17 protein-coding genes and 1 pseudogene are annotated in these 19556 nt (G+C 60.9%); 12 read left to right on the top strand and 6 right to left on the bottom strand.

Annotated features, from left to right (window positions below):
• Positions 1 to 4: 4 nt before the first annotated feature.
• The 6 genes from GGU46_RS10230 to GGU46_RS10205 form a co-directional block, all read right to left on the bottom strand.
• Positions 5 to 1258, bottom strand: coding sequence for an ABC transporter permease (locus tag GGU46_RS10230; RefSeq protein WP_183403410.1), 1254 nt, complete (start codon positions 1256 to 1258; stop codon positions 5 to 7).
• A complete protein-coding gene (locus tag GGU46_RS10225) occupies positions 1248 to 1829 on the bottom strand; it encodes an RNA polymerase sigma factor (protein WP_183403409.1) in 582 nt (193 codons plus the stop codon). Before GGU46_RS10225 ends, GGU46_RS10230 begins: the two co-directional genes overlap by 11 nt.
• Before the next feature lie 129 nt (positions 1830 to 1958).
• Positions 1959 to 2702, bottom strand: coding sequence for an ABC transporter ATP-binding protein (locus tag GGU46_RS10220; protein ID WP_183403408.1), 744 nt, complete (start codon positions 2700 to 2702; stop codon positions 1959 to 1961).
• A gap of 346 nt (positions 2703 to 3048) precedes the next feature.
• A complete protein-coding gene (locus GGU46_RS10215; RefSeq protein ID WP_183403407.1) occupies positions 3049 to 4503 on the bottom strand; it encodes a TolC family protein in 1455 nt (484 codons plus the stop codon).
• Positions 4504 to 4552: 49 nt separating this feature from the next.
• Entirely contained in the window at positions 4553 to 6058 is a 1506-nt protein-coding gene (locus GGU46_RS10210; protein ID WP_183403406.1) for a serine hydrolase domain-containing protein, read from the bottom strand.
• A 47-nt stretch (positions 6059 to 6105) separates the two neighbouring features.
• Entirely contained in the window at positions 6106 to 7353 is a 1248-nt protein-coding gene (locus GGU46_RS10205; RefSeq protein ID WP_183403405.1) for an efflux RND transporter periplasmic adaptor subunit, read from the bottom strand.
• 663 nt (positions 7354 to 8016) lie between these two features.
• Here GGU46_RS10205 and GGU46_RS10200 point away from each other — a divergent pair.
• The 12 genes and pseudogenes from GGU46_RS10200 to GGU46_RS10145 all read left to right on the top strand — a co-directional run bounded on the left by GGU46_RS10200 (position 8017) and on the right by GGU46_RS10145 (position 19481).
• A complete protein-coding gene (locus GGU46_RS10200; protein WP_183403404.1) occupies positions 8017 to 8235 on the top strand; it encodes a hypothetical protein in 219 nt (72 codons plus the stop codon).
• A gap of 61 nt (positions 8236 to 8296) precedes the next feature.
• Positions 8297 to 8911, top strand: a complete 615-nt coding sequence (locus GGU46_RS10195) for an RNA polymerase sigma factor (protein ID WP_183403403.1) — start codon at positions 8297 to 8299, stop codon at positions 8909 to 8911.
• A complete protein-coding gene (locus GGU46_RS10190) occupies positions 8908 to 9348 on the top strand; it encodes a cupin domain-containing protein (RefSeq protein ID WP_183403402.1) in 441 nt (146 codons plus the stop codon). The genes GGU46_RS10195 and GGU46_RS10190 overlap by 4 nt, the downstream gene beginning before the upstream one ends.
• Before the next feature lie 66 nt (positions 9349 to 9414).
• On the top strand, positions 9415 to 9852 hold the full coding sequence (locus tag GGU46_RS10185) for a hypothetical protein (RefSeq protein WP_183403401.1): 438 nt from the start codon (positions 9415 to 9417) through the stop codon (positions 9850 to 9852).
• A gap of 77 nt (positions 9853 to 9929) precedes the next feature.
• Positions 9930 to 10400, top strand: coding sequence for a hypothetical protein (locus GGU46_RS10180; protein ID WP_183403400.1), 471 nt, complete (start codon positions 9930 to 9932; stop codon positions 10398 to 10400).
• A 226-nt stretch (positions 10401 to 10626) separates the two neighbouring features.
• Complete coding sequence (locus GGU46_RS10175; RefSeq protein ID WP_183403399.1) at positions 10627 to 12993, top strand: outer membrane beta-barrel protein; 2367 nt, start codon at positions 10627 to 10629, stop codon at positions 12991 to 12993.
• Between the two features lie 48 nt (positions 12994 to 13041).
• Positions 13042 to 13188 (top strand): annotated as a pseudogene (locus GGU46_RS22595) (Tn3 family transposase); the annotation flags it as partial.
• A gap of 804 nt (positions 13189 to 13992) precedes the next feature.
• A complete protein-coding gene (locus tag GGU46_RS10165; RefSeq protein ID WP_183403398.1) occupies positions 13993 to 16455 on the top strand; it encodes a TonB-dependent receptor domain-containing protein in 2463 nt (820 codons plus the stop codon).
• Between the two features lie 472 nt (positions 16456 to 16927).
• Positions 16928 to 17314 (top strand): hypothetical protein, encoded by a 387-nt coding sequence (locus GGU46_RS10160; protein WP_183403397.1) that lies wholly within the window; start codon positions 16928 to 16930, stop codon positions 17312 to 17314.
• A 263-nt stretch (positions 17315 to 17577) separates the two neighbouring features.
• Entirely contained in the window at positions 17578 to 18039 is a 462-nt protein-coding gene (locus GGU46_RS10155; protein WP_183403396.1) for a carboxypeptidase-like regulatory domain-containing protein, read from the top strand.
• A 223-nt stretch (positions 18040 to 18262) separates the two neighbouring features.
• On the top strand, positions 18263 to 18907 hold the full coding sequence (locus tag GGU46_RS10150; protein ID WP_183403395.1) for a TIGR02117 family protein: 645 nt from the start codon (positions 18263 to 18265) through the stop codon (positions 18905 to 18907).
• Positions 18908 to 19067: 160 nt separating this feature from the next.
• Positions 19068 to 19481: a hypothetical protein gene (locus GGU46_RS10145; protein WP_215906307.1), complete on the top strand. Its 414-nt coding sequence runs from the start codon at positions 19068 to 19070 to the stop codon at positions 19479 to 19481.
• The last annotated feature ends 75 nt before the right edge of the window (positions 19482 to 19556 follow it).

The following is a 19556-nucleotide window of genomic DNA, read 5'->3' as shown; positions in this document are numbered from 1 at the left end:
TGACTTACTTACTACCCCCTTTCAGGGCCTGAACCGGCTGCAGCCGCGACATCTTGAAGGCCGGATACACGCCCGAGAGCACCCCAAAAATCAAGGTCACGAGCAGGGCAACGCCGAAAATCCGCCAGTTCAGCTCGAAGTGGGCGTAGGCCAGTACCTGCGAGCCGCCGATGAGCTGCAGGGCTACGTAGGCCAGCAGCAGCCCCAGCAAGCCCCCAATGGCCGTGAGGAAAATATTCTCGACCAGAAACTGCCCGATGAGCGTGCGGCTGGTAGCCCCAAACGCCTTCCGAACCCCAATTTCGGAGGAGCGCTCCATGATGCGGCTCACGTTGATATTCACCAGGTTAAGCGCCGGCAGCATCATGAACAGCAAGGCAATGCCCGAGAGAATGGAGAACAGCAGTGTTAAGCCATCGGAGCCGTAATTGGTGAAGGGGTTCATCAGCTGCCGCGACAAGGAAGCCAGCAGCGGCTCGGCGTGCATTTCCATGTACTTCATGTTTTTGGGGTCGGGCAGGGGCACGCGTTTCACCATCTGGTCGAATTCGGCCTGCACGGCCGGTATATCCGCCTCCGACTTCACCTGGATAATGGCCGCATAGTCGCCGTTGAGCTGCACGCGCTGCAGGTCGTTGGGGCTGGTGGTCAGGGGTACCCACACATCGGCGTAGGAGCTGAAGCGCATGGCTGGCACATCCTCCACCACACCCTGCACGCGGTAGTTGGTTTGGTTAACCTCAATGTTGCGGCCTACTACCCCCGTATCGGTGCCGAAGTATTTGCGGGCCGTGGTGCGGTTGATAACCGCCACCCGCGCCGCCGCTCTCACTTCGTTTCCTCCGAAGGCTTTGCCCTCATGGAAGTTGAAATCCAGCACCTGCCAGAACACCTCGTCGGTGTACTTCAGGTCCAGATCGAGGCGGGTATTGCCAACGTAGCTGGGCGTGGCGTGGAAGTTGGAGTACACGGCCACCTTCTCGGGCGTTTTGAGCGGGCGCACATACCTGTCGAGCAGGTAGTAGCTGGGCGGCGAGTTCTGGTTGCCCCCACTCGTCCAGCGGACGTGCATAAAGTTGACGAACAGCATCTTGTTGAGGCGGGTTTCGGGAGCATGCGCGCCCACCAGGTGGTCGAACATGGCCGCCACCACCAGCAGCACCATCAGGGTGAAGGAGATGCCGAACAGGCTGATGAAGGTGAAGAACTTGCGGCGCAGCAAGACTTTCCAGGCAATTTTGAGGTAGCTAAGCAACATGAGCGTGGGCGTAGGAAGTAGAAAGGGAAGATTGAAGCGCGGCCACCTGCCGCTGCAGCACCGCGCGGGCCTTGCTGAGCTGCGACTTGCTGGTGCCTTCGGAAATACCGAGCAGCGCGGCCGCTTCGGGGTGGGTGTAGCCCTCCAGGGCGCAGAGGTTGAACACGGCCCGGTAGCCGGCGGGCAGCTCCTGCACCAGCCGGAGCAGGTCGGCCGCCTGCAGCTCTGCCTCGGCGTTGGGCAGATCGGTGGCCAGGTGGCCGGTGTAGCAGTCCTCCAGGTGGAGCGTCAGCGACTCGCGGCGGCGCAGGCAGCTCAGGGCCTCGTGCACCATAATGCGGCGCACCCACCCTTCCAGACTGCCCTTGCCCTCAAACTGGCCCAGGTAGCGGAACACCTTCACGAAGCCGCGCGCCAGCACATCCTCAGCATCGAACTGGTGGTGCACGTAGCACAGGCACAGGGCCAGCATCTTCGGGGCGAAGCGCTGATACAGCTGCTCCTGGGCGGCGGCGCTACCCCGGCGGCAAGCCGCAACCAGGTCAGCATCAGTATTTTGTTCGCGGCGCATAGGGGTTGGCTTTTGCTGGAGGGGTAGGGAGCGGGGCTTGTCCCCGCCCGTCGTCGAACGAAAGAGTAGGCAGCTGGCGCGGATAATGGGCAGGCGGCGCAAATGTTGGGCGGGGGCGAGCCCCGCTCCCTACTGCACCTGGCTGCCGTCGAAGAAGCGGATGAGGCGCTCGGTGCGGCGGGCCTGCTGCTCATCGTGGGTCACCATCACAATGGTGGTGCCGTCCTCGCGGTTCAGGCCCAGCAGCAGGTCCATGATTTCCTCGCCCATCACGGAATCGAGGTTGCCGGTAGGTTCGTCGGCCAGAATGATTTCGGGCCGGCCTGCCAGGGCGCGGGCAATGGCTACGCGCTGGCGCTGCCCCCCGGAAAGCTGACTGGGGAAGTGGTTGGTGCGGGCGCTCAGGCCTACCTTATCGAGGGCGGCGTAGGCCCGCTCCCGCCGCTCCTTGCCGCCTACCCCCGGCCGGTAGAGCAAGGGCAGCTCCACGTTGTCGAGCACGGTGAGGTCGTTGATGAGGTGGTAGCTCTGGAACACGAACCCGATTTTGTGGTTGCGCAGCGCGGCCAGCTCCTTATCGGAGTACGACTGCACCGGGCGGCCATCCAGCTCAATCACGCCGCTGGTGGGCTCATCGAGCAGGCCCATAATGCTGAGCAGCGTCGATTTTCCGCAGCCCGAAGGCCCCATGATGGACACGAACTCGCCCTTGTTAATGGTCAGGTTTACCCGGTTCAGGGCTACGGTTTCAATGGTTTTGGTCTGGTACACTTTCTCGATGTCGCGCAGTTGAATAACGGGCTGGCTAGCAGTTGCAAGGGGGGCGCCGTTGGTCTGGAGCCGCACGGCCGATTGGGCAAGGATGTTTTCCATGGGAAGGCGGAAGAAAAGATGAGGAAGGTGCTGGAAGAGTGTCCGGTTTTGAGCCATGCCCTACCCGGTGTACAGTAGAGTAGCCAAGCAGCGTACCAATTTCATAAACTATTATAAATCAACAATTTACATTCAATTATCACACTATCTTTAGAATAAAATATGTCCATTTCCGGACAGGGTGTTCGGTCTTACAAAGCGCAGGTGTTCATCTGCTTTCTTATCTGTCATCCTGAGCAGCGCGCAGGACGACAAGTGTGCAGTCAAAGAGCCGGTAACGCCCACCGCCCTACCCCTCTTCAGACAGCTAAGAGAGGTAGGGCGGTGATTCGGGCCTAGGTCTTGGCTACTTCGCAGCCAGGGGCAGCTGGCGCTCAAAGTCGTAGAGCGTGAGAGCACGCAAGCGGTAATGAGCCACCCAGGCGGCGCGCAGGGCCAGAATGTAGGCGCGGCGGGCCTGGTCTTTCTCCGCAGAAGCAATAGTGAGGTCGGTGAGGCTGATGCGCCCGACCTTGTAGGTGGCCTGGGCAATAGTGTAGCGCTGCTGAGCCAGAGAGTCGGCGCGAGCGGCAAGGTCTAGCTGCTGGCTGAGGGTAGCAAGCTGGGTGGCCTGCACCTGCACATTCAGCTCGAAGGAAATTTCTTCCTGAGCTACATCGGTTTGCACCTGGCGCCGGGTCAGCTCGGCGGTTTTCACGATGGATTTCTGCTTACCCCAATCCACCAGCGGCAGGGCAAACGTGAGCTGCACCTGCTGCTGGTTTTGCAGGGCCAAGTAGGTATCCCAGAGGTTGCCGGCCTGGTTTACGTAGCCCAGATTGGCCGACAGCGTGGCCTGAAAGCCCGTGGTGCCCCGGGCCAGAGCTACCTCCCGCTCGGCCTGCAACAGCCGCCGCCGGAAGGCCAGTGCCGCGCTCCGGTTCTGGCGGGCCTGGGTTAGGGCCTGCTCGGCGGGCACCACCAGGCGTGGGGCGGCGGGCGGCACGGCCAGGCGTAGGCTGGCAGCTTGCAGCCCCGTATGGCTTTGCAGACTTACGGCCGCGTTCTGGGCATCTAGCTGGCCCTGGGCCATGGCCTGGCGGGCATTCAGCAGGTTCAGCTCCAGCCGAAGCAGGTCGCTTTGGGAGAGGCGGCCGAGCTGGTAGCGCTCCTTGCCAATGCGCAGCAGCTCCTCGTTGGCCTGCACGTTTTGGCTGGCTACCTCAGCATTTACCTGCTGCTCCAGCACATCAAAATATAGCTCTGCAATGCGCTGGGCAATGCTTTCGCGCTCCTCCACGTACTGGCGCTGGCTTTCCTCGTAGCGCAGGGGCTCAATGCGCCGGTCCCACTTCAGGCCGTTGAACTTGCCCAGGGGCTGGGTCAGGCCGATGGCCACGGGCTGGTTGTTGTAGCGCTTCAGGCGGCCGTTGAAATCGTCGAAGCGCTGCACCTCGGACGCCACAAACACCTGCCCGCCCGTCAGGCCAATGTTCTGGGTTACTGATAAAGCCAGGTTGGAGTTGTTGATGCGCACGGCCCGGAAGTCGGTGGTGCCATCGGGCTGCACTACGGGCGTTACGGCGCGTGTGAAGCCCGGCAGGGTGCCCTGCAAACCCAGCTGGGGCCGGTAGTTGGCTTGGTAGGTGCGCCACACCCAGTAGCTTTTGTCGCGGGTGGTTTGGGTTTGCCTGGCGGCGGCCGATTGGTTCAGGGCCAGGTCAATAACGTTGGGCAAGGTCAGGGCGGAAGCCGGGGCCTGCGCGGCCGCCGGTTGGTGCAGGAGCCCTACTACGGGCAGCAGCCACAGGAAAGGCTTCATGGCTTAGAGATATTCGTATAACAAGGGCGCAAAAAGCAAGGGCACAGGCTTAGTGTGCGGGTTTCGCGAGCCGGACGCTGGCTACCGCGGGCAGCTCCTGCTGCAGGTACTGCTCCAGCTGGGTCAGGCGGCTTTGGCTAACGTTTTCGTTCACCAGCAGCACAATGCCCACCTTCTGCTCGGGGTACACCACAAAGCGCGTGTTAAAGCCAATAGACTGCCCATCGTGGTAAATCCGGCGGTTGCCGTTGGTATCGGTGTCCAGCATCCAGGCCAGGCCCATGCCAAACTCCCCCTCGGCGCCTTGGGTGCGCTGGTGAGCCAGGCGCACGGCCGGCTCGCGCTCCGCCAGATTGGCCGCAGCGTACTTCAGCAGGTCGGCGGCCGTAGAGCTCATGTTGGGTCCGCCCCAGTAGCCAGTGTAGTTGGGGTGTTGCTGGGGCTGCTGGTGCTTATCGTAGCCGGTGGCGTAACGCTGGTGCTCGGTGGCCGACAGAACGCGTTTCGTGTCCGTCATGCCAAACCGAGTCCGGACGTACTTGGTCACGAGCTGCTCATAGGGTTGCTGGTACACGCGCTCCAGCAGCAACTGCAGCACCAGCATGGCTACCCCGTTGTAGCGGTAGGTAGTGCCGGGCTTTGTAGCGAGTTGAAACTGATGCATATCACGCAGCAGGCTGTCGGCGGAATACTGGTTGTAGTAGGCCGTTCTTTCTACTAGGCTCAGCTTGCTTTGCCACTCCTTTCGGGCTGGGCTGTACACCTGGGCCGTGGTGGGCATGCCGGAGGTGTGGTTGGCCAGGTGCAGCACCCGGATAGGCTCACCTTCGAAGGCCAGGTTGGGGTAGGAACCCGGCAGGTACTTCCGGATATCATCCTCGAGCTTCAGCTTTTTATCCAGCACGGCCTGCGCCAGCAGCGTCCCCACAAAGGTTTTCGCCACGGAACCCAGGTCGTAGTAGGTAGCGGCGGTAGGCCGGCGGCCCGAGCCTTTCTCTACCTCGCCGTAGTTGTAAACCGACATCTTGCCTCCCTGATAGATACCAATGGAAAGGCCGGCCGCATCGGGGTGCTGCATGTAGAGCGTGGCGGCGCGGTGCACCACTTGGTCCAAGGGGCTTTGCTGGCGGTTATCCGTCAGGGCCGGGGTAGCACGGGCAGTGGGCTGGGCAATAAAATCTGAAATAATATAGTCATCCAGCACGCCGGGGGTCGAGGACACCAGCATTACGCGCAGGTTTTGCTTTTCGCCCTTCCACTCAAACTCATGGTGCTTGCCTTGGTCACTCAGGGCCGCGGTGGACGTAACTCGGCCGGTTTTGGCTTTTAGATCCGTCAGGAACTTGGTCATGCTGCCAGCAGCCTCTAGTTGGCGTAGGGCCGCGCTGCTGTAGGCTTCGCTGGCCTTAAAATCGCCCCGGTTAAACTGGGCAATCAGCGAGTCGTTGAACTGTTGGTAAGAAGTAAAAGCGGGCGCCTGCGCCTGAGCAGACCAGCCGCATAGAGCAGAAACAGAGAAAGCCAGGGCGGTTGTCAGGGAGCGAAGGGGTAGCATGGGATAGAAAGGAGTATGAGTTTGGATGGATCGGCTGGGCGGAAGAATTAGTCGTGAATGGCCAGCTCGGGAGTCTCGGCGTGGTCCTTCATATCGGACACAATGATTTCCTCCCCGGCCCCGAGGCCCCCGGTTATCTGCACGTAGTCGAAGTTGCTTTCCCCGAACTGCACGGTGCGGCGCACAGCCTTGCCGTCCTGCACCACAAACACGGGCTGCTCTTTGCCGCCCTGATAAAAGGGGCCATTCTTGACGCGCACCACGTTGTGCAGGGACTTGGTCACCACAAATACATCGGCCCGCAGGTTGGCGCGCAGGGCAGGGTGGTGGTCCTGGGTTAGGGTAGCGTAGAACGTGACTACCCCCTTCTCCACGGCCGGGCTGATGGTGCTGATGACGCCGCGCAAATCGGTGCCGTTCACCCGAATGACTACCGGGTCCTGGAGGTGGAGGGCGTCGGCGTAGGTATCGGAAATGGTGGCCCGCACCCGGAAGCGGCTCAGGTCGGCCACGCGGGCCAGGGGGTCGCCGGCCTGCACGGTGGTGCCCAGGTCCTCGTTTACCCAGGTGAGCACGCCGGGCTGCTGGCTGCTGATGTTGGCCTGCTGCAGCTTGCCGGCCAGCTCGGCAATGCTACGGTCCTGAATCTGCATCGTGAAGCCCAGCTCGCGCACATCGGCGGCGTTGGCGGCGCGCTGGTTCCGGATTTGTTCCCCAAGGCGCTGCAGCTCCAACTGGGCCACCCGCAGGTTTAGCTCGGCCTGGCGCACGCTCTCGGCGGTGCCGCCCCCAATCTTGAGCAGGTATTGCTCGTCGCGCAGGGCCGACTGCAGGCTGCGCACTTTCACTTGCTGCACCTGCTCCTGGGAGCGAAGGTCGTTGAGGGCTTTTTCGAGGCTGAGCTGGAGTTGGCCGTTTTTGTTGCGGTTCTGCTGCTGCTCGTCCTGGAGCTTGGCCAGCGCCGTGTTGGTCAGCTCCTTGTCCAGCTCCAGAATGGTTTGGCCCGGCTCCACCTTGCTGCCCACCGGCACCGCCACCCGCCGGATGGTGCTTTGAATAGGGCTGGTAATGACCGCCTCATGAGCCGGGATAATGATGCCGGCGGCCGTGAGCGAGGCTTCCACGTCGCCGGTTTCAGTGCGGGCCGTCAGGATGCTGCTGCGGTTCAGGCTGGGCTTGAGTACGCTGCGAAAAGCCAGCAGGCTGGTTGCCAGCGCCACCAGAATACCTATCCCCACCAACCAGCGGCGGCGCTGGTGGCGAGACTGAGTAGTAGAAGATATAGCTCTGTCCATTTTCGTACAGGAAGGAAAGGAGTTCCTGTACTGTCAGCCAAGGGCCGTGCCATTTACATATATTTCTTATTATCAACTATTTACATCACAAACAATTATCTATCCCTTCAAGAAATATGTCCATAAATGGACACGCTGTTCGGAAACGCTTTGAGAGCAGGAAACCGGCGAACAAACAATGCCGTAGCGGGAAGCCCTTATCAAGTCGCTTGGAGGTATCCCGTGTGCTGTAGCTGAACTTCATCTCGGCCTTCTCTTATTGGAGAGGGGTAGCAAATCAGGTGGCAAGGTCAGCAGGTTAAATGTTCCGGCAAGCCCGCCCGGCTGGTATAGACTCCTACCCCCTCTGCGCCACCGGAAGGGGTAGCAAAAGAGCAGGAACAGAACGTATTGATAGGAGAAAATTGCGCGCGGCGGTCTTAGGAAATGGCCGTTTCAGCACCCCATCTGCTTAGCCCCCTAAGCACCTCGAAAAGCTACCCAAGTTTGTCTTCTATCCGGTTTCGAAAATCAAGGACTCATTATCTTCGCCTACATTGGTTTCCTGAGGGAAATAGCAATGATTTTCGGTTACACCCGCGCCCTTTCCTTCTACCTGCACCTGCAAACCGCCGCCGGGCAGGCCTACGGATGCGCAGAGGTAACCCAGGCAAAGTATCGTCCGTGAAGGAACGCCCCGCCCTCTTCTTCCTGGTCAGGTTGGTAACGGGATTCCAGGATAAAGACCTCGCCAAGGAAGTTCTTTCCGGAGCGCAGGCGGCGAAGACCTTTTGCTTGCAACTGAATAAAATGGTAGCCGAAATAGGCCCGCCGCTCGGATTAGGCCCACTGGCGGCCTTGCTACGCTTACCTGAACTGTCGGTAGAGAATTATTTTCAATAATAGAGCCACCGCCAGAGCATCTTTGTGCAACAACATCCCGGCTGACCGGTCTCATGCCTAGATGAGCAACCTGCCTACCTCCCCCGCAACCGACCAGCAGCTTGTGGCGCAAGTGCTGGGAGGAAACACTGCGGCTTTTGGGCGACTTGTGCAGCGCACGGAAGGGCTCGTCACGCAGATGGTATTCAAAATGATTCGACATTCCGCTGACCGCCCGGATGTCGCGCAGGAGATTTACCTGAAGGTTTTTAAAAATTTAGCAGGGTTCAAATTTCAGGCGAAGCTCTCAACGTGGGTGGGACAAATTGCCTACAATACCTGCCTGCACTACCTAGAGAAGAAAAAGCTGGTGCTGGTGGACTTGTCGGAACAACGACCGGACGATTTATCGGAAGAAGGCCGCAGCCCTCCCGTCAGCCTGGTAGCCGGGTCGGGCTACGACCCAGAAACGGCCTTGTTTGACCAGGACCTGGCCGCTATTCTGAGCACCGCCATCGAGCAACTGCCGCCCCTCTACCGCACCTTAATTGCCTTGTACCATCAGCAGGAACTGAGCTACGAGGAAATTGCCCAGATAACCTCCCTGCCGGACGGAACCGTGAAAAACTACCTTTTCCGGGCGCGCAAACGGTTAAAGGAATACCTACTGGCCAGCTATCAACGCGACGACTTATGACGAGCCCCCATCTTTCCGAGCGCGCCCAGCAAGAGGCCGCCGAATCGACTTCCCTACTACCCCTTGCCCAAGCAACCCACCTGCGCGGCTGCCCCCTGTGCCAGAGCCGGGTAGCTACCTACCGGCACCTACTGACGGCCGTGGCGCACCAGGCACACCCCACCTTTGCATTCGACTTGTCGGCGAGCGTTCTGGCGCAGCTGCCCCGGGCCAAACCCGGTTTTCCTTGGGTGCTGGCGGGCGTGGCCACACTTGTACTGGGGGTAGTTATCTCATTTCTAGCCTTGTTTGGTAGCCTGCTGACACCAATTTTCTACAGCTTATCGACTGGCCTGGGAGCTGGGCTGCTAACCGTGGCGGGCCTGTTCGTGGCCGGGCAGTGCCTGGAGCTGCTGGCCCAGCATCGTCGGCAGATGCGCCAGCTCGCTTTTTCTTAAAAACTTTTGCAACATGATGGGCGGTGGCCGGTCTCATCCGGCACCGTCCCTCCCCCGGCTCAACTTATGAAACGTTTTTGGCTGCTCCTGCTTTTTTGCCTCGCTACTTGGGAGGCTTCAGCCCAAGGTCCTGATGCGTTGGCTCCCGTCCTGGATGGTAGTGCATTGGAATTGGCCCGCCGGGTGTTTATGCCTCTGGCAGGACTTTTCCTGCTCTGCAATTTCGTGTTGGCCGCCGTCAGAATGGTGTTGAACTACCTGCTGAAAAAGCAGATTGTGACAGCCGCTACTTCGGAAAGCATTGTCGAGCGCCTGCTGCCCCGCCCGCAGGATGAGCAAAACAAGGTGGTGAAGTGGGTCGTGTTGCTGCTGAGTACGGGCACGGGGCTCGCGCTTTGCAACCGGTACTTGCCTTGGGGCCTGCACTCGGTCATCATTCTGCTCTTCAGCACCGCCGTTGGCTTCCTGGCCTACTACCTCTTCCTGCGCCGCCAAACAAAGTAAGCCCTCTTCCATCCAGCACAATTCCCTTTCTTCCTGCTACCCCAAAGGTAGTTAGCCGACCCCCTTATGCTCTTTGTATGTCCTCCCTGACCGTCCTTTTTCGCGTCCTTTCCGTGGCAGCCCTGTGCGCTGGCGCCACCTTCGCCCGGGCCCAAACAACCGGGGCCATTAGTCTTACCCAAGTAGCCCCCGCCGCCCTGCGCCTGCGCATCGAAAATCCTGGCGCCCAGGCCGGAAGCGTACAGGTCGTGCGCCTGCGTAGCGGGCAAACTCTCTTTACTGAAACCTACACCATTCCGGCATACGGCCATCGGTTTGACTTCAGCCAAGTGCCCAGTGGCCGCTACCTCGTGTGGGTGCAGGCGAGTGGCACTGTGCACCGCGGCCTGGTGCGGGTACATACCTGGAACTATGGCTCATCCATCCGGAGGATTAAGCTGATTTCCTCCACGATGCCAGCCTTCGGCAGTAAGGCTACAGCATCCGCTACGGCCCTTGGCTCAACCAATTTACTTCAGGTTCCACAGCAGGGTTCACCGAACCAGTAATCATTCCGCACGCAACCAGCTTCCCTAACTGTTTCCGTAAAGCGTCATGAAAAAGCCCGCTTCTTGCATACTAACTAGCATGTATTACAAGGTAACATGCATTGCAAACAATTTTACTAATCAAGTTCTTGCGTCATTATGGCCCCGAGTTGCTGGCTGCCTCCGGGGGCTAAGATGCCTCGGCTGGTTTGGGCTGGTGGCGGCGGGACTGTTGCCCGGTAGGTTGTTGGCCCAGGGGCTGGGGGAAGTGTCGGGTACCCTGCTGGACCAGCGCACGCGCCAGCCCCTGCCCTTCGCCAACGTGGTATTGTTGCGCCTGTCTGACTCGACCCTGGTCGCCCACACCCAAACCGCGGAGAATGGCAGCTTCGCCCTGAACAACCTCGCGCTGGGCCGATACGTCGTGCGGGCCGAGGCGTTGGGCTACCAGGTCGTCCGCCGCTCGGCCACGCTGGAGGCTGCCGCTCCGGTTGTTCGCGTGGGCGAGTGGCTGGCACTCCCAACCGTCGTGCAGCTCGGCAGCGTGGTTGTGCAGGGCGAAAAAGCGGCCGTAGTCAACGAACTGGGTAAAATCACTCTCCACGTGGACAAGGACCTTACCAGCGCGGGCGGTACGGCGGCGGATGTACTCCAGAAAGTACCTTCGGTGGCTGTGGATGACAACGGGCAAATCAGCCTGCGGGGCAATGCAAGCGTCACGCTCTACCTGGACGGCCGACCCGCCCCCCCTAACCTGCGCCTAGACCAGCTACCTGCCAGCCGCCTCGAAACCATTGAGGTTATCACCAATCCCGGCGCTCAGTACGCGGCCCAGGGCACCGGAGGTATCATCAACTTGGTGCAGAAAAAGCAGGATAAACCCGGCTGGAACGGCGACGCCCTGGTTACCATAGGCACTCGGGATAAATACACTGCGTCGCTCAGCGGCAACCGGCAGGTCGGCAAACTCAATGTTTCTGGCAGTGCCGACGGGTTGAGCAACCGATTCTACGGCAGTTCGTCCCTGCGGCAAGTTGCTACGGTGAATGGCCGCACCATTCGTACCGACCAGACGGGAGCCAGCACCCGCCTTCAAACCAGTCACAGCCTGCGCCTGGGCGTTGAGTACACCTTCAGCGATGAGCAGCGCGTTGGCCTGACAGCCCAGTACTATGCCCAAGACTTTCGCACCACGCAGGACTTTGCTACCCGGCTTGCCCAGGACTCCTACCCCTCGTATCTGCTGCGCAACCAAAACGCGGAGGCCGATAACCTGTACGGCAGTCGTTTCTCGGGTACGTACCGGCGCACTTGGGCGGCGGCCCCGGGCCGGGCGTTAACCGCCAGTGCCTCGTATTACCTGGATGGCGGCACCGTCATGCCCCAGCAGCGCGTTCTGGAGGGGCCGGCGGGCTACCCGCTTGGCGCCCGTCAGCAATTGCTCGACGTTACTATTCAGATGCCTTCGGTGCAGGTAGACTACGTGCATCCCCTGGACAAGCAGCGGCGCTGGGAGGCGGGCGTCAAGACCGACGCCCTGGTAACGGCTGGTACGAGCGACTATGCGGTGCAATCGACCCCGGGGGGTGAATTTTTCCGGCAGGACGCGGGCTCGTACCGCTATACCTACCGGCAACTTATTCCGCAGGCCTACGGGGCCTACCAACATAAATCGGAAATGTGGGAATATCAGGCCGGATTGCGGGCCGAGTTCACGGGGCTCTCCGCCCAGGTGCTGCCCACGGGCTCGGCACGCCAACGGATACTCAACGTCTTTCCCTCAGCCACCGTAGCCCGTACGCTACCCCACGACCAGCGCCTGCAGCTTAGCTACTCGCGCCGCGTGAACCGCCCCAATTTTTTGCAGATCATTCCGCTGCCTATCTACTCTGATGCCCGCAACTACGTAGTGGGCAACACTAACTTACGACCCGAGTACGTGCACGTTGGGGAGTTGGGACATCAGTTGACCTGGCGCGCCATGACGCTCAGCACAACTTTGTTTGGACGCTTGGCCAGCCAGTCCATCCAGAGCCTGCGCACCATCGATACGGTGGCGACCCGCCGCAGCGGCCAGCCTGGTTTTATTACCCGCACCAGCTACGCCAATTTCGGCCGCACGGCCAGCTACGGGGTGGAGCTCTCGTTGACTCAGCCCGTGACCAAGTGGTGGAAACTGACGGCCAACGGCTCCTGCTACCGCAATCAAGTAGCCAGCTTTACCGGCAGCGGCACCCGCGCCGGCTTCACTGGCTCGGCCTACCTGCTCAACCAGTTTAGCCCGACCAAGACCCTGGCTTTGCAGCTTAGCGGTCACTACCGAGCCCCACTGGTGGTGCCCCAGGGCCGAATTCTGGCCGTGTACGGGGTGGACGTAGCCCTGCGCCAGCGCCTGTTTCACGACCGGGCGGCGCTGACCCTGCGCGTGAGCGACGTATTCAATACACGCCGCCAGTACACGCAGCTCGCGGCCGACGGACTTGTCACCGACATTCGAACCAAATACGAAACGCACGTGGGCTACTTAGGATTCTCCTGGTTTTTGGGGACCAGAAAGGCCGCCAGCACCATCGAGGACCAGCCGCAGGGCGATAAGGGTGGTATCGGTGGCTAGCCCTTTCAGTTCCCATTTAGCGGATCTTTCCGACCACGGTTTGGGCGCTGCAGTAAGGAAGATGGTTACAGTTTTCTCAGCAAATTAAGCCGGCCCGTCGTCAGCACCCGGCTCATTAGCAACCATTGGGAGGATATGCTGCGGCGGAGTGGCTCCCTCAAACTGGGCCGGGTGAATAAAGCGCTCTACTGCTAGCCTACGTCCACGACGAGGACTATCGGCGGCGCATTCTGGACCAGCTTAACTGCGGCGCGGGCCCCTATGCGCGGGCCCGCGCCGTTTTTCTATAGTACCAAAAGAGAACTGCGCCAGCATCACCGCGAGAGCAGAAAGGATCAACCAAGAGCGTTGGGTAGCACTTGGTGAATTGGCTTGCGATGTTGCTTGCCCCTACCCCTGTGCTGCCCCTGAAAGTGCCTGTAGCTATCGGTTCCCTACCCCCTGCTACCTGCCAAAGCGGCCAGCTTTAAAGCCCTTTGCAGCTATATATCAGATTGATAAGATATTTTCTGCTTCTCAGGCAACGGGTGTTTCCTACTCTGCATCTATTCCCCTGACAGCTAGTTAGTACTGCAGGTCGCCCCCTCCTACCCCTGGTTAGCAGGCGGAGCCCCGACAGCCTAATTCCTGCAGAACACAACGTTTTCATCGAATTGAAAAATAAATTCTGCTAGTACCTTGCGTTGCATAGTACCTTCGCTTACCTTTGGACCATTGATTAGCTGAACTCTTTGCCGCGGCGCTCCTCCTGACCCGAGCCGCCCGCGGCAGATGCCAGACACCACCGCAGGCCAGTCGGGCCGGGTGCTGGGCAGCCTGCCGGAAACGCTGTTTCCCGCCGCTGCGCTCGTGTTCTGGCCGCTTGGCAGCCCGCATTTAGTGCGGCGCGTGTCCCTGCTTTTCGTGTCTGAATTTCTGGCAACCATGCCAGCCCAGCGGAACCGCGGCCGCCGGGCACGGCCTCTCCTTGCCTGATTCGTCCTCCAACCACTCCCTTTTATGACTTCCTCCCTGTCTTCCGGCCGGGCCCTGCGGGGCCTGGGGTTCCTTGCTATGCTCTTTCCGCTGGCCGCCGCGGCCCAGCAGCAACCCGCCGGTTCCGTCAGCGGCACCCTGCTCGACCAGGCCAATGGTCAGCCCCTGCCTTTCACCAACGTAGTCCTGCTCCGCGCCCAGGATTCCAGCTTTGTGGCCGGCGCCGAAACCCTGGAAAACGGCCGTTTTGAGCTGGAAAAGCTGGGGTTGGGCAACTACCTGCTGAAGGCTTCGGCCGTGGGCTATAAGGGTTTCCGGCGTTCCGTGAGCCTGACCAGCGCTACCCCTTCGCTGCAACTGGGCACTATGAAGCTAACGCCCACTGCCACCCAGCTGGCCGGCGTAACGGTGCAGGGCGAGCGGGCCGCCGTGCAGGAAAGCCTGGATAAGAAAGTCATTAACGTAGAAAAAGACCTGAGCAGCGTGGGCGGCACGGCCGTGAATGTGCTCCAGAACGTGCCCTCCGTAACGGTAGCCGCCGATGGCACCGTGAGCATGCGGGGTTCCTCCAACATCACCATTTTGATTGACGGCAAGCCCAGCAACTCCGCTAACAGTGGGGCCGGCGGCAACCGCCTGGAGCAGATTCCGGCCAGCGCCATTGAGCGGGTAGAAGTAGTAACCAACCCCTCGGCCCGCTACGACGCGGCCGGGGCCGGCGGGGTGCTCAACATCATCCTGAAAAAGCAGAAAAAAGACGGCTGGAACGGCCAGGCGGTGCTGAACGTGGGCACCCGCGACAAATACAACACCAGCCTGAGCCTGAACCGCCGCACGGGCAAGCTCAACGCGTTTGGCTCGTTTGACCTGCGCGACGACCACTACCGCAGCCGCATGTGGAGCGACCAGTTCACGACCCGGGAGGGCCGGGAGCTGCGCACTTATCAGCAGGGCAACAACCTGCGCCACCAGCAAAACTACAGCGGCCGCCTGGGCTTCGACTACACCCTACCCGCAGGCCAGACGCTGACCTTCACGGTGGAGCCCAACTTCAACCGGGGCAATAACACCGGCACCCAGCTGGCCACCCTCTCGGGGGCCACCGATGCCCGCATTGGCAGCACCTTCGGGGTCACGGAAAAGGTAGATAACATTGATAACTCGGTGGACTACCGCCGCACCTGGGAGGCCCACAAGGGTCGGGAGCTGACGGCCAGCGCCGGCTACACCTACCTGAACGCCGATGTGATAGTGGCCCAGCGCAACACCGAAGGCACCGAGGATTTGCGCGAGTGGAAGCAGGACCTGCACGTGAATCTGCACGCCCTGAACGGCCAGGTGGATTACGTGCACCCCCTGGGTGAAAAGGCCCGCCTGGATGCCGGCCTCAAAACCCAGTACCAAACCAACGAGGGCACCGACGACTTCCTGCGCCAGCAAACCGATGGCCCCGGCTTCGACCGCCTCGCGGACCGCTCGTACCAGTACACGTTCCAGGAGTACCAGCAGGCCGGCTACCTCACCTATCAGCAGGAAATAGGCAAGTGGCGCATGCAGGGCGGCCTGCGGGCCGAGTACACCAACACCAGCGGCGAGGTACTCAACGGCAACGGCCCCTTCCGGCTCAGCTACCTCAACCTGTTCCCATCGGCCACCGTGGAGCGCACCCTCCCTACCGCCGACCAGCGCGTGAAGGTGAGCTACTCGCGCCGCCTGAACCGGCCCAACTTCATGCAGCTGCTGGCTTTCCCGCTTTACCAGGACCAGCGCACCTACCGCATCGGCGACCCTTCCTTGCGGCCGGAGTACATCAACGCCTTTGAATTGGGCCACCAGATTACCATGGGCCAGGCCTCACTGACCTCGACCCTGTTCTTCCGCCACACCGACAACACCATTCAGCGCCTGGTCCGGGTTGATGAGGAAGCCACCCGCCTGTACGGGGCCGGCGCGGTGATTACGGCTCAGTACGTCGATAACTTTGGGCAGGCCACGAGCTACGGGGCCGAGGTTTCGCTGAATCAGCCCCTGGCGAAGTGGTGGCGCCTGACGGCCAGCGGCTCGCTGTTCCAGAACACCGTAACGGCCGCCACGGGCAACGAGGCCAACCGCCGGGTGGTATCGGGCACGGCCCGCGTGATGAATTCCTTCACGCCTACCCCCAAGCTCGACCTGCAGCTGACGGGCAACTACCGCGCCGCCGCCGTCACGGCCCAGGGCCGCATTGCTCCGGTGGGCTCCGTGGATATTGCGCTGCGCCAGCGCCTGCTCCACGACCGCGCCGCCCTCACCCTACGCGTTTCGGACATCTTTAACACCCAGCGCAACCGCACCGAGTCGTACACCGAGAAATTCCGGGCTGAGTACTACAACAAGTGGGAGTCGCGGGTGGGCTACCTGGGCCTGAGCTGGTACCTGGGCTCCAACAAGCCGCCCAAGAAGATTGAAAACCAGCCCCAGGGCGGGGGCGGGGGCTTCGGGGGTTAATGCAGGCTGGCTCCTGAAAATAAATTGTTGAATTGCTGTAACGCCCGGGCACACGGTCAGTTTCCACAACAGCAGCTACCGCTCAGGCCATCATTCCAATCTCGCACTCCCCACCCACCTTATCATCTGATATACAAGTATTTATTGTTGATCAGGCATCCTCCCTGCTTAGTTTATCATCTATTCATCAGTTGCGCATCTTACCGGCAGACAGGTAGCTACTTCTGCTGATTTTCGCTCCTGCCTCGGTCCGCGGCGACTTGCCTCCGCCAAGTCATGGCCACCCGCCCACCGAAGCTGCTCTGCCCCCGGGCGGGGCGTTGTCCTCCACCGTGCCGCAGTAGTTGCTGAAGCGCACCTCGGGGACCTACTGCTCACATTTTCTTCTTGCTGCTCTTGATTTCTCGGCCGGCCCGCGGGTGTGGGTAGCCGGAGAGTGGCTTCTTACATCCCTTTCTTTCCTGCAAAAATCATGAAAACCTCCCTGCTTTCCCGCCTCAGCCTGCTCGGCCTGACCCTGGCCCTCTCTTCTACCCTGGCCCAGGCCCAGACTACCTTCTACAGCGAAGCGCCCATCATCGCCAAATCGGGCTACTGGACCCTGGAAACTAACCCCAGACAGCAGGATTATACCATCATCCGCTTCTACAACGACGACCACTCGGTGCTGTACGAGGAGCGGCTGAACGGCATCTGCCTGAACCCCTTGAAGAACCAGGCTACCCACCGCCGCATGGCCCGAATGCTGGGCACCGCCCTGGACCAGGTGCAGCGCCTGCAGGCTAACTCCGTGGTAGCTACCAATGTGCTGGCCCTGAACCGCCGCTACACCCAGCGCGCCTACGCCTCGCTCCAGTAAGCTGCCCTGCTCTGCCAGGTAGTAGCGCCTTTATCCTTATTGGTATTCTTACTAGCCCGGCTACCTGCTTCTGTAGCAGTCCCCCCGCTGCCCCGCCTTGCGCTGGGGCGCCGCCCCACTGGTGCCTGGCCCACTGCCACCCACCGCGCTGGGCTCGATGCTACCCTCTCGTTTCCTGCCGACGTGTTTCCGCTCCGGAATGGCTTACGCCCTTCCCCGGCCCTGCGCATGCCGGCACCCCCTTCTTTTCCACTGTATCTGCCATGAAAACTTCCTTTGCTTCCGCTGCCCTGGTGGCTATGTCCGTTCTGGTTGCCGCTCCTCAACTGCCCGCCCAGGCTACCCCTCCCCCCGCCCGCGGCACCGTATCGGGGCGCCTGTTCGATGGGCAAACCCAGGAGCCCATTCCCCATTCTTACGTAGTGGTGCTGCGCGCCTCCGACGGGCGGTTTATGAAAGCCGTGGAAACCGACGCCAACGGCCGGTTCCGGGCCTCCGGGCTGCCGCTGGGCCGCTACACGGTGCGCACTACAGTGCTGGGCTACCACGGCCTGCAGGCGGGGGTGGCCCTGCACCCGGCCCGGCCCCAGCACGCGCTGGGTACCGTAGTGATGGTGCCCCTGGGCATGCAGGTAGCCAGCGCCGACAAGCAGGCCTGGGCGGCCCGCAGCAAAGCCATAGCCGCCGTGGAGCCCCGCCGGCCCGTGGTGCGCGTCCGGTCCTAGCTGCTCCGAGGCCGCGCTGAAGCGCCGGTATTTCTGCCGCCCGTTAGCTTTCCTGGGAGAGTTAGCGGGGGGCAGTGGCGTTAGCCAGCTAGTCAGGCACGGATCAGAAAACTGCCCGCATGGCAGGGGTTACGCCCGCGCAGAATCCGGTATCAATGTCCAGCCTTACCGCTTGCCGCGCCTGATGCCCCTACCTTCGCTACGTTTTGTTATCCACCTGCTTATGTCGGCCCTTGCTGCCCTTCTCCTGTTTCTGCTGACCGGCACGCTGGTGCCCGTAAACCACAGGTTTCAGCAAACTCCCGGCGGAATACCTGTTTACGTGGTATCCAATGGATTTCATACGGATGTAGTCCTACCCCTGCGCGACGCCCAAACCGGCCAGGACTGGCTCCGGACGTTACACCAGCCGGCCCTGACGGCCCGTTTTGCGCGCTACTCCTACGTGGCGTTCGGGTGGGGCAACGAAGGGTTTTACCTGGGCTCCATGGGCGGCAAATTTCCAGGTCCGAAGGCCGTGGCCGGCGCTTTGTTTCCGTCCCGTACCCTCATGCACGTCGATTTCTACCGGGCCGCGCCCGACTCCGGAGCGCGGGTGGTGCCCCTGCGCATTTCGCCCGCGCAGTACCGCCGGCTCACGGCCTACGTGCAGCAGTCTTTCCGCCCCGACAGCCTGGGCCGGCTGCAGCTGCGGCAGCCCGCAGGCTACACGCCCGAGGATTTTTTCTTTGTGGGCCAGGGCCGCTACCACGCCCTGCGCACCTGCAACGACTGGACCAACCGGGGCCTGCGCCGGGCGGGGCTGCGGGCCGCCCTCAAGGCGCCGCTGGCCGGCTCGGTGCTCTTTCAGGTCCGGCGGGCCCGCTGAGGCCTTCGCGGCCACTGGTTGAGCTTAAGTACAATCCGCTCCGCAGTTAACCCAAATTAAACGCAGTAGAGGCGGTTTTTCGGTCACAAAGTTCTATTTATTCCCCTTTTCTCGCAGAACTTTCCACCGTTCTATCGCGCTAATAGAGGATACGTTAACTATGCAATGCTGCGTTTTGGCTATGCTGGATGTCCACCGCGAGCTGTTACCCAACGGTTTCCTGCTTATTCTTTCGCCTGATACGTCTTCTCCCGACGAAGTAAAACTTACCCGGGCCCTGCACCGGGCCAGCCGTAGCGACAAAGGCGCTATTCTGGTGGACCTGAGCCTGGTGGATTCCCTTTCCGATGAGGCCATTGAGTTACTGCTGGCGTATGCCTTCATGCTGCACGCCCAGGAGCGGCGCCTGATTTTGTGCCACGTTCCTCAGCACGCCCAGCATCATTTCCTCTACCTCGACGCGGCTTCTCAGCCGCTGCTGGTTCCTTCTCTGCTAGATGCCATGCAGGAAATAGATTTTACCGCGGGCTTTGACCACGCACAGGGTAGGCGTAGCAGCCATAACCTGCAGTAGCGCGCCCTCTTTCCGAAGGCTTCAGGAAATACGGCCGCGAAATTCGATGTAAACCCCGAATTTCGCGGCCGTATT

The sequence above is a fragment of the Hymenobacter latericoloratus genome (assembly GCF_014199535.1).
In the GTDB taxonomy this organism is placed as follows: domain Bacteria; phylum Bacteroidota; class Bacteroidia; order Cytophagales; family Hymenobacteraceae; genus Hymenobacter; species Hymenobacter latericoloratus.
Note: the sequence above shows the minus strand (reverse complement) of the source record. Positions and strands in the feature narration are given on the sequence as shown.

What these genes read in the sequence shown, in the direction of transcription:
- GGU46_RS10220 (WP_183403408.1), bottom strand. Translation starts at nt 2,702, where the DNA reads ATGGAAAACATCCTTGCCCAATCGGCCGTGCGGCTCCAGACCAACGGC.
- GGU46_RS10180 (WP_183403400.1), top strand. Translation starts at nt 9,930, where the DNA reads ATGTCCTCCCTGACCGTCCTTTTTCGCGTCCTTTCCGTGGCAGCCCTG.
- GGU46_RS10195 (WP_183403403.1), top strand. Translation starts at nt 8,297, where the DNA reads ATGAGCAACCTGCCTACCTCCCCCGCAACCGACCAGCAGCTTGTGGCG.
- GGU46_RS10215 (WP_183403407.1), bottom strand. Translation starts at nt 4,503, where the DNA reads ATGAAGCCTTTCCTGTGGCTGCTGCCCGTAGTAGGGCTCCTGCACCAA.
- GGU46_RS10190 (WP_183403402.1), top strand. Translation starts at nt 8,908, where the DNA reads ATGACGAGCCCCCATCTTTCCGAGCGCGCCCAGCAAGAGGCCGCCGAA.
- GGU46_RS10210 (WP_183403406.1), bottom strand. Translation starts at nt 6,058, where the DNA reads ATGCTACCCCTTCGCTCCCTGACAACCGCCCTGGCTTTCTCTGTTTCT.
- GGU46_RS10145 (WP_215906307.1), top strand. Translation starts at nt 19,068, where the DNA reads ATGCAATGCTGCGTTTTGGCTATGCTGGATGTCCACCGCGAGCTGTTA.
- GGU46_RS10150 (WP_183403395.1), top strand. Translation starts at nt 18,263, where the DNA reads ATGTCGGCCCTTGCTGCCCTTCTCCTGTTTCTGCTGACCGGCACGCTG.
- GGU46_RS10155 (WP_183403396.1), top strand. Translation starts at nt 17,578, where the DNA reads ATGAAAACTTCCTTTGCTTCCGCTGCCCTGGTGGCTATGTCCGTTCTG.
- GGU46_RS10160 (WP_183403397.1), top strand. Translation starts at nt 16,928, where the DNA reads ATGAAAACCTCCCTGCTTTCCCGCCTCAGCCTGCTCGGCCTGACCCTG.
- GGU46_RS10225 (WP_183403409.1), bottom strand. Translation starts at nt 1,829, where the DNA reads ATGCGCCGCGAACAAAATACTGATGCTGACCTGGTTGCGGCTTGCCGC.
- GGU46_RS10185 (WP_183403401.1), top strand. Translation starts at nt 9,415, where the DNA reads ATGAAACGTTTTTGGCTGCTCCTGCTTTTTTGCCTCGCTACTTGGGAG.
- GGU46_RS10230 (WP_183403410.1), bottom strand. Translation starts at nt 1,258, where the DNA reads ATGTTGCTTAGCTACCTCAAAATTGCCTGGAAAGTCTTGCTGCGCCGC.
- GGU46_RS10165 (WP_183403398.1), top strand. Translation starts at nt 13,993, where the DNA reads ATGACTTCCTCCCTGTCTTCCGGCCGGGCCCTGCGGGGCCTGGGGTTC.
- GGU46_RS10205 (WP_183403405.1), bottom strand. Translation starts at nt 7,353, where the DNA reads ATGGACAGAGCTATATCTTCTACTACTCAGTCTCGCCACCAGCGCCGC.